This is a genomic window from Caulobacter endophyticus, assembly GCF_029543245.1.
Classification (GTDB): domain Bacteria; phylum Pseudomonadota; class Alphaproteobacteria; order Caulobacterales; family Caulobacteraceae; genus Caulobacter; species Caulobacter endophyticus_A.
Window position 1 is genome coordinate 287,531 of sequence record NZ_JARQWV010000001.1, and the last position, 14,297, is coordinate 301,827.

Genomic DNA, 14,297 nt, shown 5'->3' on the forward strand with positions numbered 1-14,297 from the left:
GAGACACCCCATGTCGCAGAACTGGAAAGAGGTCGGTCCTCAGCGCTATCGCGAGACCTTCGGCCGCTATTTCGAGGACTTCATCGTCGGCGACGTCTACGAGCACCGCCCTGGCAAGACGGTGACCGAGTACGACAACCACCTCTTCACGCTGCTGACGCTGAACACCCACCCGATGCACTTCGACGCCGAGTTCGCCAAAGCCTCGGAGTTCAAGAAGAACCTGGTGGTCAGCCCCTACACCCTGGCCCTGCTGATCGGCATGAGCGTGACCGACGTCTCGCAGAAGGCCATCGCCAACCTCGGCATGGACGAGGTGAAGTTCAGCGCCCCGGTGTTCGCCGGCGACACGATCTATGGCGAGAGCGAGGTGCTGGCCAAGCGCGAGAGCAAATCGCGCCCCGGCCAGGGCATCGTCACGATCCTGACCACCGGCAAGAACCAGGACGGCACGGTCGTCTGCACCTTCAAGCGCAACATGCTGATCCCGGCGCGCGGCCACGCCGTCGAGGACAAGGTCGGGAACTACTGACGATGAGCGAGATCTCGGAAGCCGACGAACGCGCCATCCTCGACGCCATCGACAAGTGGCTGGAGAAGAAGGTCGCCCCCGTGGCGATGCAGCTCGAGCACGACGACGAGTATCCGCACGCCCTCGTGGAGGACATGAAGGAGCTCGGTCTGTTCGGGGCCCTGATCGATCCGGAATACGGCGGCCTGGGCCTTTCGGCCCTGACCTATTCGCGGATCGTCACCAAGATCAGCGCCGAGTGGATGAGCCTGACTGGCGTCTTCAACTCGCACCTGATGATGGCCATGGTCGTCCAGAAGTTCGGCACGCAGAAGCAGAAGGACTTCTGGCTGCCCCGTTTCGCTAGCGGCGAGCTGCGCGGGTGCCTTGGCCTCACCGAACCGGACGCCGGCACCGACCTCCAGGGCATCCGCACGGTCGCCAGGCGTGACGGCGGCGACTACGTCGTCAACGGCGCCAAGACCTGGATCACCAACGCCATCGAGGGCCATGTCTCGGCCCTGCTGGTCAAGACCGATCCTGAGGCCCAGCCGCGCCACAAGGGGATGAGCATGCTCATCACCCCGAAGATCGATCCTGTGACCCGCGCCCCGATCCCCGGCGTCAGCAACGGCCGCAAGCTGGAGAAGCTGGGCTACAAGGGCATCGACAGCGGCGAGTTCATCTTCGAGGACTATCGCTGCGACGCCGAGCTGTGCCTGGTGGGCGGTGAAGAGGGCCAGGGCTTCCTGATGGCCACCGGCGGCCTTGAGATCGGCCGCATCAACGTCGCCGCCCGCTCGGTCGGCATCGCCAAGCGCGCCCTGGCGGAAAGCGTCAAGTACGCCCAGGTGCGCAAGACCATGGGCAAGCCGATCGCCCAGCACCAGGCGATCCAGCTGAAGCTCGGCGAGATGGGGGCCAAGACCCGCGCCTCGGAGCTGCTCGTGGAAGACGCCGCCAAGGCCTATGACCGCGGCGAGCGCGTCGACATGGAAGCCGGCATGGCCAAGTACTACGCGTCGGAGACGGCGCTGTACGTGGCCACAGAGGCCATGCGCATCCACGGCGCCTACGGCTACTCCAAGGAATATCCGATCGAGCGGCTGTTCCGCGACGCCCCGTTGATGTGCATCGGCGAAGGCACCAACGAGATGCAGCGGATCATCATCGCCCGCCAGCTCGTGGCCCGGAACCCGGTCTGATGGCTGATGTTCGCCGCCCGCTCGCCGGGATCAAGGTGCTGGCCGTCGAGCAGTACGGCGCCGGCCCCTACGCCACCCAGCTGATGGCCGAACTGGGCGCAGAGGTCGTCAAGATCGAGGCCCCGGCCATGGGCGGCGATGTCAGCCGCGCCACCGGCCCATTCTTTCTCGGACAGGCCGACAGCCAGTTCTTCCAGACCTTCTCGCGGTCGAAGAAGTCCATCGCGCTGGACATCAAGACCCACGAGGGCCGCGCGGCCTTCGAGGGGCTGGTGGCTGAGGCCGACATGGTGGTCGACAACCTGCGCGGCGATCAGCCGGGCAAACTTCGTCTTACTTACGAAGACCTGAAGGGCGTCAACCCGGCTATCGTCTGCGGCCACCTTTCCGCTTACGGGCGCGGCAACAGCCGGGCCGGCTGGCCAGGCTACGACTATCTGATGCAGGCCGAGGCCGGGCTTATGAGCCTCACCGGCGAGCCCGACGCGCCGCCGGCGCGACTGGGCGTGTCGATGGTCGATTTCATGACCGGGACCATGCTGGCCTTCGGCGTTGTCAGCGCCCTGCTGTCGGCGCGGACGACCGGCGAAGGCTGCGACGTCGACGTCTCACTGTTCGACGTCGCTTTGCACCAGCTGTCCTATCCCGCCGTCTGGGCGATGAACGAGGGCTACAAGGTCCAGCGCCTGCCGCGCGGCGCCCACCCGTCGATCGCGCCGTCGCAGGCGGTGAAGACCGCCGACGGCTGGGGTCTGGTGATGTGCCAGACGCCGAAGTTCTGGGAGGCGCTGTGCGACCTGGCGGGCGCCGCCGAACTGAAGGCCGATCCGCGCTTTGCCGACATCCCCAGCCGCCACGCCAACCGGCCGGCGCTGAGCGAGGCGATGGACGCATTGTTCGGCACGCGCACCACGGCCGAGTGGACCACCCTCCTGGGCGGCAAGGTGCCGTTCGCGCCGATCCTGGAAATGATGGACGCGCTGGACAACCCGTTCGTGGCCGAGGTGGGCATGCGCGACGTCGTCGCCCATCCTGACCGAGCGGAAGGCTTGGCCATGCTGGCCTGTCCCGTGAAGATCGACGGCGAGCGGATGCCTGGCGCCCGCGCGCCGAAGCTCGGTGAACACACGGATGAGATTCTGGGAGCTGCCTCGTGAAGCTGGAAGGCGTCCGCGTTCTGGACCTGTCGTTCTTCCTGCCGGGGCCGATGCTGACCCTGATGATGGCCGACCACGGCGCGGACGTGCTCAAGGTCGAGCCGCCCGGCGAAGGCGATCCGGCCCGCGAGATCGGCTATCGCAAGAACGGGACGAGCGTCTGGTTCCGCAACACCAGCCGCGGCAAGCGCAGCATCCAGGTCGACCTCAAGTCGGCCGAGGGCCGCGCCCTGCTGCTCGATCTGGCCGCCGAAGCCGACGTGGTGGTCGAGGCCTTCCGGCCCGGCGTCATCCAGCGCTTGGGCTTCGACTACGAGGCCGTCAAAGCGCGCAATCCGGGCATCGTCTATGTGGCGATCTCGGCTTTCGGCCAGACCGGCCCCTATCGCGACCGCCCCGCCCACGACATCGCTGTGCAGGCCCTGGCCGGAATGGTGAGCCTCAGCGAAGGCTTCGACGGCAAGCCGACGCCGCCCAACATGCCGGTCGCCGACGCCCTGGCCTCGCTCACCGCGCTGTCGGGGGTGCTGATGGCCCTGCTGCGGCGGGAGAAGACGGGCCTGGGCGACTATGTGGACGTGGCCATGTACGACAGCGTGCTGGCCTGGACGCCCAACGTCACCGGCAAGATCTTCGCCACCGGCGAAGCCCATACGCCGAAGGACGAACGTTCCTGGGGCGGCAACGCCATGTACGGCCTCTACGAGTGCGCCGACGGTCAGTGGATCTGCCTGGGCGGCTCGGAAGTGAAGTTCGCCCGCAACCTGCTGGCGGGCCTCGATCGCCTGGACCTCCTGCCCTATGCCGAGCTGCAACCCGGCCCGGGCCAGGAGCCCCTGCGGGCCTTCCTGCGCGAGGCCTTCATCACCAGGACCCGGGCCGAATGGGAAGCCTGGTTCGAGGGACGAGACGTCTGTTTCGCGCCGGTGCGAACGCTGAAGGAAGCCTTCGAGGATCCGGCAATGGCCGCGCGGGGCATGCTGTCGCGTGACGCCGAGGGCAACGAGATCGTCGGCACGCCGATCCTGTTCAGCCGCGAGCCGGCGGTGATCGACCCGGTTTCGCCTGAGCTGGGCGCCGGTCCTGCGGGTTGGCGGGTACGATAAAACAGACGTCAGCCACTTAACTCCGAGCATCCCCGCGCAGGCGGGGATCCAAGCTGATTTTCAGGATCGAGAGCGGCTGCGGCTCATCTGCGACCTCAGCTTGCCCCCCCGCCTTCGCGGGGGAAATCGGATTGGGGGAAAGGCAGGATTCAGCCCTATTCCCAAAACCCCGTCGTCCCAGCCAGAGCGCCAGGATGACGAGCAAGTTGGAAGAGGAAGACGTCAGGATCCCGTCCGCTCGCGCTCCATCTGAGCCAGCAGCATCGGCCCGGCCTCCATCAGCAAAAACGCGGTGGTCAGCAACAACAGAACACGCATCAGCATGGCGGCTCTCCTGCATCGCGGACCGTTCCCCCCGGAAGGTCCGCGAACGGAAGGCTGAACGTGTCTTGTCCCGTCGTGACGGGGATTTCGCGTTTGCTCGACTGGCGGACAGCGACGCCGTTGTCCGCTGTGCGCGCAAATCCGAACGCCACGCCAAAGAGCGGCCGGCGCCGCTGCTAGCGTCGCCGCATGATCGCCGCGCAAGCCCTTGTCGACCACGCCCTTTCCCTGCGCTGGGACACCCTGCTCGACGCTGTGCAGGCCGACGCGCGCCGGCTGCTGCACGATGCGGTGGCGGTGGGCGCGGCAGGGGCCGGGGCGGCCTATTCCGACGCCGTTCTTGCGGCCGCGCGCGGCTGGGGCGGTGAAGGCGAAGGCCTTGTGCTGGGCCGTCCGGGCGTGCGCCTGCCACCCGCCCAGGCCGCCTTCGTCAACGCCTTCCAGCTGCACGGGCAGGAGTACGACTCCGTTCACGAGAAAGCCGTTTTGCACCCGCTGCCGACGATCGTGCCGGCCCTGATCGCCGAGCTGGACCGCGCGGGTCCCTACAGCGGCGAGGAGCTGCTGGCGGCCATGGTCGCCGGGGTCGACGTCGCCATCGCGCTGGGGGTCGCTGCAACGACGCCCTTGCGCTTCTTCCGGCCGGCGACCGCGGGGGTGTTCGGCGCCACGGCGGCCCTGGCGCGGCTGAAGCGTCTTCCGCGCGAGACGGCGATGGACGCCATGGGCTACGCCCTGGCCTTCAGCAGCGGCACGATGCAGGCCCACACCGAGGGCAAGCCCGCCTTGCCCGTCCAGGTCGCCGCCGCCGCCCGCTCGGCGCTGCAGGCCATCGACGTGGCGCAGGCCGGACTGCCTGGTCCGCGCGACTGGCTGGAGGGGCCGTTCGGCTACCTGCCGCTGTTCGAGGCCGGGTTTGATCTCGCGCCCGTGCTGGCCGACCTCAAGAACCGCCGCATCGCCGAGGTCGCCTGCAAGCCCTTCCCAACCGGCCGCGCCTGCCACGGCGGGCTGGTGGCGGTGCGCAAGCTGGCTAGCGAACACGGCGTAGGCCCAGGCGATCTCGACAGCCTGACCTATTCGGCGCCGCCGCTGATCCACCATCTGGTGGGGCGCATCGCCAAGCCGGAGATGGACACCGCCTACGCCCGCCTCTGCCTGCCCTATCTGGCCGCCGTCATGCTGACCCGCGGCCGCGTGGGGCTGGACGACTATACGGCGGAGCGCCTGAACGAGCCGGACGTCCTGACCCTGGCCGCGCGCATCGTCGTGGTCCCCGACGGCAATCCCGATCCGGCCGCTTTCGTGCCGGCCCGCGCCGTCGCCCGCCTGAAGGACGGCCGCGAGATCGTGCTCGACGTCACGTCCCAGCTCGGCTCGCCGGACTTCCCGATGAGCCGCGACGAGCACCTGGAAAAGGCCCGCTCGTGCCTGGCCTTCGTCGGCCTGGAGGCGATCCACGCCCCCCTGACCGACCTTTTCGACCGCTTCGACACCCTGGCCGACGCCCGCGAGGCCTTCCTCCTCGCCAGCGGCGGCTGAGCTCCCCAAGGTTATCCATGTCCCACCAGACCTACTGGCAGTCGCTCGACTATCCCGCCATCGTCGCCGACCACCCGATCGGCGAGGCCTTCACGCGCTTCGCCACCACTACCAGCCGCGACGAACTGCGGGCGCTGCAGAACCGCCTGTTCCTGCGCTGCGTGGACCGCGCCTGGAGGACGCCTTTCTATCAGCGCCTGTGGGGCGAGGCCGGGATCCAGCCCGGCGACATCCGCTCGCTGGACGACCTGCCGCGCCTGCCCAGCTTCGACAAGTCCGACATCATGGCCTCGCTGGAGCGCAATCCGCCCTTCGGCGACTTCGCCGGGTTCGAGGGCTATCCGGACGACCAGCGGCCGCCGGTGATGCTGCACACCACCTCGGGCACCACCGGCTCGCCCCAGGTGCTGCTGTTCGGCCCCAAGAGCCGCGAGGTGCAGAACCTGCTCCTGGCCCGCAACTACCAGTTCCAGGGGCTGGCGCCAGACGACGTGGTCCACTCGGTCTACGGTCACGGCATGATCAACGGCGGGCACTATGTGCGCGAAGCCGTCACCCGCTGGACCAGCGCCGTATTCCTGTCGGCCGGCACCGGGGTCGAGACCCGCTCGGCCCAGCAGGTCGAGGTGATGAAGCGCTTCGGGGCCACCGTATTGGTGGGCTTCGGCGACTACTTGAAGAAGCTGGCCGACACCGCCGTCGAGATGGGCATCGAGCCTGGCCGCGACATCCCCGTGCGGCTGATCTCGGCGCACCTGGGCCGCGAGGACCGGGCGGCGATGGAGAAGGCCTGGGGCGGCGCCAAGTGCTTCGACTGGTACGGCGTGGGCGACACCGGCCTGATCGCCGGCGAGGGTCCGGACCGCGACGGCCTCTACGTGCACGAGGACGCCCACTATCTGGAGATCTGCGACATCGACACCGGCAAGGCCGTGGCCCCCGGCGAGCTGGGCGACATGGTGGTCACCTGCCTCTTCAAGGACGATCTCTATCCGCTGATCCGCTTCAACACCCACGACGTGACGCGGGCGATCCCCAAGCCGTCGTCGATCGACGTGGTGTTCCAGCGGATCGAGGGCTTCCTCGGGCGCTCGGACAACATGGTCAAGATCCGGGGCATCAACATCTTCCCGCAGGGCGTGGGGGCGATGCTGGAGCACGCGCCGGCCTTCGCGGGCGAGTTCATCTGCCGCGCGCGCCGCGACGCCACGGGCCGCGACAGCTTCGCCGTGACCGCCGAGACCACGGCCGACACCGCCGAATGGCGCGACATCGCCGCCTTCTACGGCGAGATCCTCAAGCGCAAGATCGGCATCGAGGTCGAGGTCGAGCTGGCGCCGAAGGGCGCGACGGCGGGCCTGACCCAGATCGACGTGCGCCAGAAGCCCATCCGCCTGATCGACGAGCGCTACTGAGGTGGCCGGCTTCTCGGATCCGATCGTCGCGGCGGGCGTCGCGGGCCTGCCGGCGCTGTATGCGTCCGGCGCCAGCCCGGTCGACGTGACACAGGCCTATCTCGCCCGGATCGAGCGGCTGAACCCGGCCATCAACGCCTTGGTCGAGCTCGACGCGGCCGGGGCCAGGGCCGAGGCGCAGGCCAGCGCCCGGCGCTGGGCGGCGGGCGCGCCGCTGTCGGCGATCGACGGCGCGCCGATCGCCGTGAAGGCCAACATCGCCGTCGAGGGCCTGGCCCACACTGCCGGCATCAAGGCCTACGCCCGCAACCTCGCGCCGACCGACGCGGCGTGCGTGGCTAGGCTGCGGGCGGCCGGGGCGGTGATCCTCGGCACGCTGAACATGCATGAGGCCGCGCTGGGCGCGACCAACGACAACGTCTTCCTGGGCCGTTGCGAGAACCCGCATCGCGCCGGCTTCACGCCCGGCGGCTCTTCGGGCGGCTCGGCGGCGGCCGTGGCGGCGGGGCTGTGCGCCGCCGCGCTGGGCACCGACACCATGGGCAGCGTGCGCCTGCCGTCGTCCTACTGCGGCGTCGTGGGCTACAAGCCGGCGCTGGGCGCGATCCCGACCGACGGCGTCACGGCCCTGTCCTGGACGCTGGATCACGTGGGTGTCCACGCCCGTTCGGTCGTAGATGCCAGCCTCGTCGCGCAGGCCTGCGGCGTCGATGAAGCCGCCGCGATCGACGATCGACCGCTGGCGGTGCTCGACCTCGACGGCCTGGCTACGCTGGAACCGGCCGTGGCGGAGGGCTTCGCCCGGGCGCTGGATGGCATGACCGCCGCTGGCTGGCGGCTCGAGCGGCTGCGCATCGACGACCTGGACCTGGGCGCCCTGCGCCGGGCGGGCCTGCTGATCAGCGAGATCGAGGGCGGGATCGAGCACCGCCGCGCCCTGGCCCTGGATCCCGAGGGCTTCACGCCAGACCTGCGGTCGCTGCTTGCCTGGGGCGCGCGACAGACGCCCGCCAAGCTGGCCGAGGCGTATCGCCTGATTGATGAAACGAAGCGAAAAATCCACTTTCTAACAAGTACATATGCCGGAATTCTGACGCCGACCACGCCTCAACAGGCCTTCGCCTTCGACGGCGCGGTTCCGGCGGGCCAAGCCGACCTGACGGCGCTTGGCAACGTGCTGGGCGCCCCGGCCTTCGCTCTGCCCAGCGGCCAGGCCGACGGCTTGCCACTGTCGCTGCAGGTGATCGGTATGGCCGACGGCCCTACCCAGGCCCTGGCCGCGCGCCTGAGCGAAGCCCTGTCGCCCACGACCGTTCCGGAGGCCTTCCGATGACCGCTTTCGCCGAGGGGACTCTGACCCTGATCATTGACGGCGACGTCGCCACACTGACCTTCGATCGCCCGGCCAAGCGCAACGCGATCACCCTGGCCATGTGGCGCGCCCTGCCCGACGCCTGTGCCGCCTTCGCGTCTTCCGACGCCAAGGTGCTGATCGTGACAGGACGCGGCGGCCATTTCGCCGCCGGCGCCGACATCGGCGAGTTCGAGGCGGTCTATGCGACGCCGCAAAGCGCCGCCGACTACAACGCCGCCATCACCGCCGGAATCGGCGCGATCGCGGGCCTGGAAAAGCCGGTGCTGGCCGCCATCGAAGGCGCCTGCGTCGGCGGCGGTCTCGCCGTCGCCTTGGCCTGCGACCTGCGGATCGCCGCGCCGGACGCGCGCCTGGCCATCACGCCGGCGAAGCTGGGCCTGACCTACAGCCTTGAAGACACCAAGCGCCTCGTCGACGCCGTCGGCGCCTCGGCGGCCAGGGACATCCTGTTCACGGGGCGGTTGCTGGGAGCCGAGGAGGCGCTGCGGCTCGGGCTGATTGATGCGGTGGAGGCCGACGTCCCGGCGGCCGCGGCCGCCAAGGCGGCTGATATCGCGACGGCATCCCAGGTCACGGTGCGGGCCATCAAGGCGACGATCCGGGCGATCCTGGCCGGGGCTGTCGAGGACGGCGCGACGACGCGCGCGGCCTTCGTGGCGTCGGTTTCGGGAGCGGACTTCATCGAGGGACGCACGGCGTTTCTGGAGAAGCGGAAGGCCGTGTTTCCAGAGCGATGAGCGCCCCTTGCCCCCTCTCTCATGGAGAGAGGGAGGGGCCCGCGCCGAAGGTGCGGGAGGGTGAGAGGGTACGCTCTCACCGGATAAGGCGTGAAGCCACTGGGTCCGTTTCGACGGCGAATTGCCAGCTAGCGGTGAAACCACTCACCCTCCCATGCTGCGCATGGGCCCCTCCCTCTCTCTAAGAGAGAGGGACAGGAAAAGCCTACCGCTCCAGCTCGATTAGCTCGTACCAGGTCTGCATGTAGCCGCCGACGCCGCCCTTCACGAACAGCGAGTGTTCGTCGGCCGTGACCCACATGTCGTAGGTGGGGTGCTCGCCGTCCTTGCTGACCATGCCGCCGTCCTCGCCGAGGAAGCGGAAACGACGGCAGGCGAAGGTTCCGGCCGGGGTCGTGGCCTCTTCCTCGCCGACATACTCCAGCGTGATGCTGCTCTCGACGATCTGCGGCGGGGTGGCGCCCCGGTGATCGACCGAGGGCAGGAAGATGCGCAAGCGTCGCTTGTGCGGCCCCTTGGCGACGTCCATCACCTTGCAGATGTAGGCGTCGCCGATGATCGGATGGGTGCCGAAGCCGTCGAAGAATCCGTTCGTCGGCATCTTCTGCGACAGGCGGCCGATCGACGGGCCGTAGCTCTCGCACTCGATGAAGTCGTCGGTGAACCGGAACCAGCCCGAGCCCATGAACCGGTCGCCGACCGTCAGGCGCAGGTGCAGGTCCATCGGCCGGCCGTGCTCATCGAGCGAATAGATCGCATCTCGCAGGACGGTGGGATCGGGCTCGTCGATCTCGCACTGAGCGCGGATCGTCACCTTGCCATCGGTGTGGCGGGTCATGGCGAAGTGCTCACGCCCCCGCCCCTGCCCTTCCCGGCCCGGCTTGCGCGATGTGTAGAGGATCTTGCCGCGGATGGTCTGGTGCTGCATCGCTCGCCCCCCCTAGAACGCCGCCAGGCCGGTGATCGCCCGACCCAGGATCAGGGCGTGGACGTCGGCCGCGCCTTCGTAGGTGTTGACCGTCTCGAGGTTGGCGGCGTGGCGCATCACGTGACTGGCGCCGGAGATGCCGGCCCCGCCGTGGATGTCGCGGGCCTCGCGGGCGATGATCAGGGCCTTGCCGCAGTTGTTGCGCTTCATCAGGCTGATGGCCTCGGGCACCCAGTCGCCGGCGTCGAGGCGGCGGCCCAGGGCCAGGGCGCTTTCGAAGCCCAGCGCGATCTCGGTCTGCATGTCGGCCAGCTTCTTCTGGATCAGCTGGCGGGCGGCCAGCGGACGGCCGAACACGACGCGGTCGGCGACATAGGCGGCGCTGGTCTCCAGGCAGAAGCGCGCCGCGCCCATGGCGCCCCAGGCGATGCCGTAGCGGGCCTTGTTCAGGCACGAGAACGGACCACGCAGGCCCTTCACGCCCGGCAGCATGGCGTCTTCCGGCACCAGCACGTCCTGCAGCACGATCTCGCCGGTGATCGAGGCGCGCAAGCTGAGCTTGTCGTCGATCTTGGGGGTGGTAAAGCCTCCGATCCCGCGCTCGACCAGGAAGCCACGGATCTCGCCGTCCAGCTTGGCCCAGACCAGGGCGACGTCCGAGATCGGGCTATTGGTGATCCACATCTTGGCGCCGTTGAGCACGTAGCCCCCGTCGACCTTGCGGGCCACGGTGCGCATCGAGCCTGGGTCCGAACCGCCGTCGGCCTCGGTGAGACCAAAGCAGCCGATCAGCTCGCCCCGCGCCATGCCGGGCAACCACTTGCGCTTCTGCTCCTCGGAGCCGAAGGCGTAGATCGGGTACATGACCAGCGAGGACTGCACGCTCATGGCCGAGCGATAACCGCTGTCGACAGCCTCGATCTCGGCGGCGATCAGGCCGTAGGCCACGTGGCTCACGGCCGCGCCGCCGTATTCCTCAGGCAGGGTCGAGCCCAGCAGGCCTAGCTCGCCCATCTCCTTCATGATCTCGCGGTCGAAGCGGCCGTCGGCATAGGCCGACACCACGCGCGGCAGCAGTTGCTCCTGCGCATAGGCGCGGGCGGCGTCGCGGATCAGGCGCTCGTCCTCGGTCAGGCGGGCGTCGAGGGCGAGCGGGTCTTTCCAGTCAAAACCGGCAGCCTGAGCAGACGTGTTTGCGGGAGCGGCGTCGAGGGGCATGGAAGGCAAGTCCTCCGGCGGCCGGAAATGACCGCACAGCAATTGATCTGAACTTCCGCCTTTCTAGCCGGGGGCCCCGCGCCTACCCCGGTCGCCGCTGGATTTGACCGGGAGGCGACCAAGTGGTTGGCCAAGGGAGCGGAAGGACGCTCGTCGAGAAGGTGATCGCCAAGGCCGCAGGCCTGCCGGACGTGCGCGCCGGCGACCTCGTGACGGCCAAGGTGGATCTGGCCTTCGCGCACGACAGCAGCGGCCCGCGCCGCTGGCGTCCGCTGCTCGAAGAGCTCGACGTCGGCCTCTGGGACCCGGCCAAGGTGGCCATCGTCTCGGACCACTACGTGCCGGCCGTCGACGCGGAATCGGCGGCGATCCTGAAGACCACCCGCGACTTCGCCCGCGACTATGGCGTCTCGAACTTCTTCGACATGGTCGGCATCTGCCACCTCGTCTTGCCCGAGCACGGCCTGATCCGTCCGGGCGCCTTCATCGCCGGCGGCGACAGCCATACGCCCACGGCCGGGGGTTTCGGAGCCTATGCGGCCGGCTACGGCGCGACCGATATGGCCGCCATCGCCGCCACCGGCGAGACCTGGCTGGCCGTGCCCGAGACGATCCGCGTCGAATGGACCGGCGGCTTCGCCCCTGGCGTCACCGCCAAGGACGTCATGCTGTTCCTGTGCCGGGAACTGGGCATGGACAACGCCTTCAAGGCGGTGGAATTCGCTGGACCTCTCGTGGAGGCCATGCCGATGGCCGAGCGCATGGTGCTGGCCAACATGGCCGCCGAACTGGGCGCCGAGACCGGCGTGGTGGCGCCCGACGCCGTCACCTTCGCCCATCTGGCCGCGCGCGGCGCGCCGGTGACGGACGAAGCCGCGGCTTTGGCGCTGCATTCGGACGCCGACGCGGCCTACGCCGCCGTGCACCGCTTCGACGCCGCCGATCTCATCCCGCAGATCGCCGCGCCGCACTCGCCGGCCAATACCCGCGACGCGACCGAGTTTTCCGAGGTCCGCATCGACCAGGCCTATATCGGCGCCTGCGTCGGGGCCAAGATCGAGGACCTGCGCATGGCCGCCGACGTGCTGAGGGGCCGCCGCGTGGCCCCCGGCGTGCGGCTGCTGGTGGCCCCGGGCTCGGCCCGCACCGCCGAACTCGCCGCCCGCGAAGGCGTGATGGAGACCCTGCTGGCGGCCGGCGCGGTGCTGATGCCGTCCGGCTGCGGCGCCTGCGCGGGCATGGGCGCGGGGATCCTGGCCGAGGGTGAGACCTGCATCTCGTCGACCAACCGCAACTTCCAGGGCCGCATGGGTCATGCCGGCGCCAACGTCTATCTCGGCTCGCCCTACGCCGTAGCAGCGGCGGCGGCCACCGGCCGCATCGTCGATCCCCGCCCCTTCCTGACGGGAGCCGCCTGATGTCCCGCGCCTTCGTCTTCGGCGACGCTGTCGACACCGACCTGCTGGCCCCCGGCAACCTGATGAAGCTGCCGCCGGCGCAGTTGGCGCAGCACTGCCTGCGGGCCATCGCCCCGGACTTCGCATCCACCGTTCAGCCCGGCGACGTGGTGTTCGCCGGCGCCAATTTCGGCCTCGGTTCGTCGCGTGAGCAGGCGGCCGTCTCCCTACGACTTTTAGGCGTCTCGGCGGTGCTGGCGACTTCGTTCGCCCGCATCTTCTACCGCAACGCCATCAACCTCGGCTTGCCGGCCTTCGTGTTTCCCCAGGTCGGCGAGGTGAGCGACGGCGATCGGATCTCTTTGGATCCGGTCGCCGGACGTCTCGAGAATTTGACCACGGGCAAGGTCTACGCCCTGACGCCGATCCCGCCGCACCTGATGGCGATGATCGAGGACGGCGGCCTGATCCCGCACCTGAAACGACGCCTGAAGGGAGCCGCCGCATGAGCCTGCGCGACCGCCTCGCCCAAGATACGCCGCTGCTGGCCCCCGGCGCCTATGACGCCCTCTCGGCCCTGCTGATCGAGCAGGCCGGCTTCGAGGCGATCTATCTCTCGGGCGCCTCGATCGCCTACACCCAGTTGGGCCGGCCTGATATCGGCCTGGTGTCGTTCGACCACGTGGCCGACGTGGTGGGCCGCGTGGCCGAGCGGGTGAGCCTGCCGCTGATCGTCGACGGTGACACGGGCTTTGGCAACGCGGTCAACGTGCAGCGGACGGTGCGGATCTTCGAGCGCATGGGCGCCTCGGCTATCCAGCTTGAAGACCAGACCTTCCCCAAGAAGTGCGGGCACCTGGCCGACAAGAGCCTGGTCTCGACCGCCGAGATGGCGGGCAAGATCCGTGCGGCGCTAGACGCCCGGGCCAGCGACCAGACCCTGATCATCGCCCGCACGGATGCGATCGGCGTCGAAGGCTTCGAGGCCGCGCTCGACCGCGCCCACGCCTATGTCGAGGCCGGCGCCGACGTGCTGTTCGTCGAGGCCCCGCGCACCATCGGCGAGATGAGCGCCATCGCCCACGCCTTCGCAGGGAGAGTGCCGCTGCTGGCCAACATGGTCGAGGGCGGCAAGACCCCGCTGCTGGACACAAGCGAACTGGGCCGCATCGGCTTCAAGCTGGTGATCTCGCCCGGCGCCCTGGTGCGCGCCCTGGTGCCGACGGCCGAGGCTTTCCTCGCCAGCCTGAAGGCCAACGGCGCCACCCGTCCGTTCGCAGAGCGGATGATCGACATGGGCGGCGTGAACGACCGCATCGGCCTTGCTGATATGGCCGCGACCGGCGCGGCCTACGCCGCCGGGTGAGTCTGGAGGCGTAATT

General features: G+C 69.1%; 13 protein-coding genes. 11 read left to right on the forward strand and 2 right to left on the reverse strand.

Going from position 1 to position 14,297, the window contains the following annotated elements; all coding sequences use genetic code 11:
• Window positions 1-10 precede the first annotated feature (10 nt).
• The 8 genes from P7A99_RS01185 (at window position 11) to P7A99_RS01220 (ending at window position 9,372) form a co-directional block, all read left to right on the forward strand.
• The gene (locus P7A99_RS01185; RefSeq protein WP_101717770.1) at window positions 11-532 is read left to right on the forward strand and encodes a MaoC family dehydratase; all 522 of its coding nucleotides are present in this window, start codon (window positions 11-13) and stop codon (window positions 530-532) included.
• Window positions 533-534: 2 nt separating this feature from the next.
• A complete protein-coding gene (locus P7A99_RS01190) occupies window positions 535-1,716 on the forward strand; it encodes an acyl-CoA dehydrogenase family protein (protein ID WP_277792128.1) in 1,182 nt (393 codons plus the stop codon).
• Entirely contained in the window at window positions 1,716-2,873 is a 1,158-nt protein-coding gene (locus P7A99_RS01195; RefSeq protein ID WP_277792129.1) for a CaiB/BaiF CoA transferase family protein, read from the forward strand. Before P7A99_RS01190 ends, P7A99_RS01195 begins: the two co-directional genes overlap by 1 nt.
• A complete protein-coding gene (locus P7A99_RS01200; protein ID WP_277792130.1) occupies window positions 2,870-3,979 on the forward strand; it encodes a CaiB/BaiF CoA transferase family protein in 1,110 nt (369 codons plus the stop codon). The genes P7A99_RS01195 and P7A99_RS01200 overlap by 4 nt, the downstream gene beginning before the upstream one ends.
• A 513-nt stretch (window positions 3,980-4,492) precedes the next feature.
• Window positions 4,493-5,845 carry an MmgE/PrpD family protein gene (locus P7A99_RS01205; protein WP_277792131.1) on the forward strand — a complete coding sequence of 451 codons (1,353 nt, stop codon included), beginning with the start codon at window positions 4,493-4,495 and terminating at the stop codon, window positions 5,843-5,845.
• Window positions 5,846-5,862: 17 nt separating this feature from the next.
• Window positions 5,863-7,260: a phenylacetate--CoA ligase family protein gene (locus P7A99_RS01210; RefSeq protein ID WP_277792132.1), complete on the forward strand. Its 1,398-nt coding sequence runs from the start codon at window positions 5,863-5,865 to the stop codon at window positions 7,258-7,260.
• 1 nt (window position 7,261) lies between these two features.
• Window positions 7,262-8,593: an amidase gene (locus tag P7A99_RS01215; RefSeq protein WP_277792133.1), complete on the forward strand. Its 1,332-nt coding sequence runs from the start codon at window positions 7,262-7,264 to the stop codon at window positions 8,591-8,593.
• Entirely contained in the window at window positions 8,590-9,372 is a 783-nt protein-coding gene (locus P7A99_RS01220; RefSeq protein WP_277792134.1) for an enoyl-CoA hydratase-related protein, read from the forward strand. The genes P7A99_RS01215 and P7A99_RS01220 overlap by 4 nt, the downstream gene beginning before the upstream one ends.
• 205 nt (window positions 9,373-9,577) lie before the next feature.
• Here the strand turns inward: P7A99_RS01220 and P7A99_RS01225 are convergent, their stop codons facing one another.
• Both P7A99_RS01225 and P7A99_RS01230 read right to left on the reverse strand, forming a co-directional pair.
• Window positions 9,578-10,300, reverse strand: a complete 723-nt coding sequence (locus P7A99_RS01225) for a hypothetical protein (protein ID WP_277792135.1) — start codon at window positions 10,298-10,300, stop codon at window positions 9,578-9,580.
• 12 nt (window positions 10,301-10,312) lie between these two features.
• A complete protein-coding gene (locus P7A99_RS01230; RefSeq protein WP_277792136.1) occupies window positions 10,313-11,518 on the reverse strand; it encodes an acyl-CoA dehydrogenase in 1,206 nt (401 codons plus the stop codon).
• A 122-nt stretch (window positions 11,519-11,640) separates the two neighbouring features.
• Here P7A99_RS01230 and P7A99_RS01235 point away from each other — a divergent pair, with 122 nt between their 5' ends.
• Genes P7A99_RS01235 through P7A99_RS01245 form a run of 3 tightly spaced genes read left to right on the forward strand, consistent with a single transcriptional unit; the run spans window position 11,641 to window position 14,281 of the window.
• Window positions 11,641-12,936 carry an aconitase/3-isopropylmalate dehydratase large subunit family protein gene (locus P7A99_RS01235; protein ID WP_277792137.1) on the forward strand — a complete coding sequence of 432 codons (1,296 nt, stop codon included), beginning with the start codon at window positions 11,641-11,643 and terminating at the stop codon, window positions 12,934-12,936.
• Entirely contained in the window at window positions 12,936-13,424 is a 489-nt protein-coding gene (locus P7A99_RS01240) for a 3-isopropylmalate dehydratase (RefSeq protein WP_277792138.1), read from the forward strand. Before P7A99_RS01235 ends, P7A99_RS01240 begins: the two co-directional genes overlap by 1 nt.
• A complete protein-coding gene (locus P7A99_RS01245) occupies window positions 13,421-14,281 on the forward strand; it encodes an isocitrate lyase/PEP mutase family protein (protein ID WP_277792139.1) in 861 nt (286 codons plus the stop codon). Before P7A99_RS01240 ends, P7A99_RS01245 begins: the two co-directional genes overlap by 4 nt.
• Window positions 14,282-14,297 lie beyond the last annotated feature (16 nt).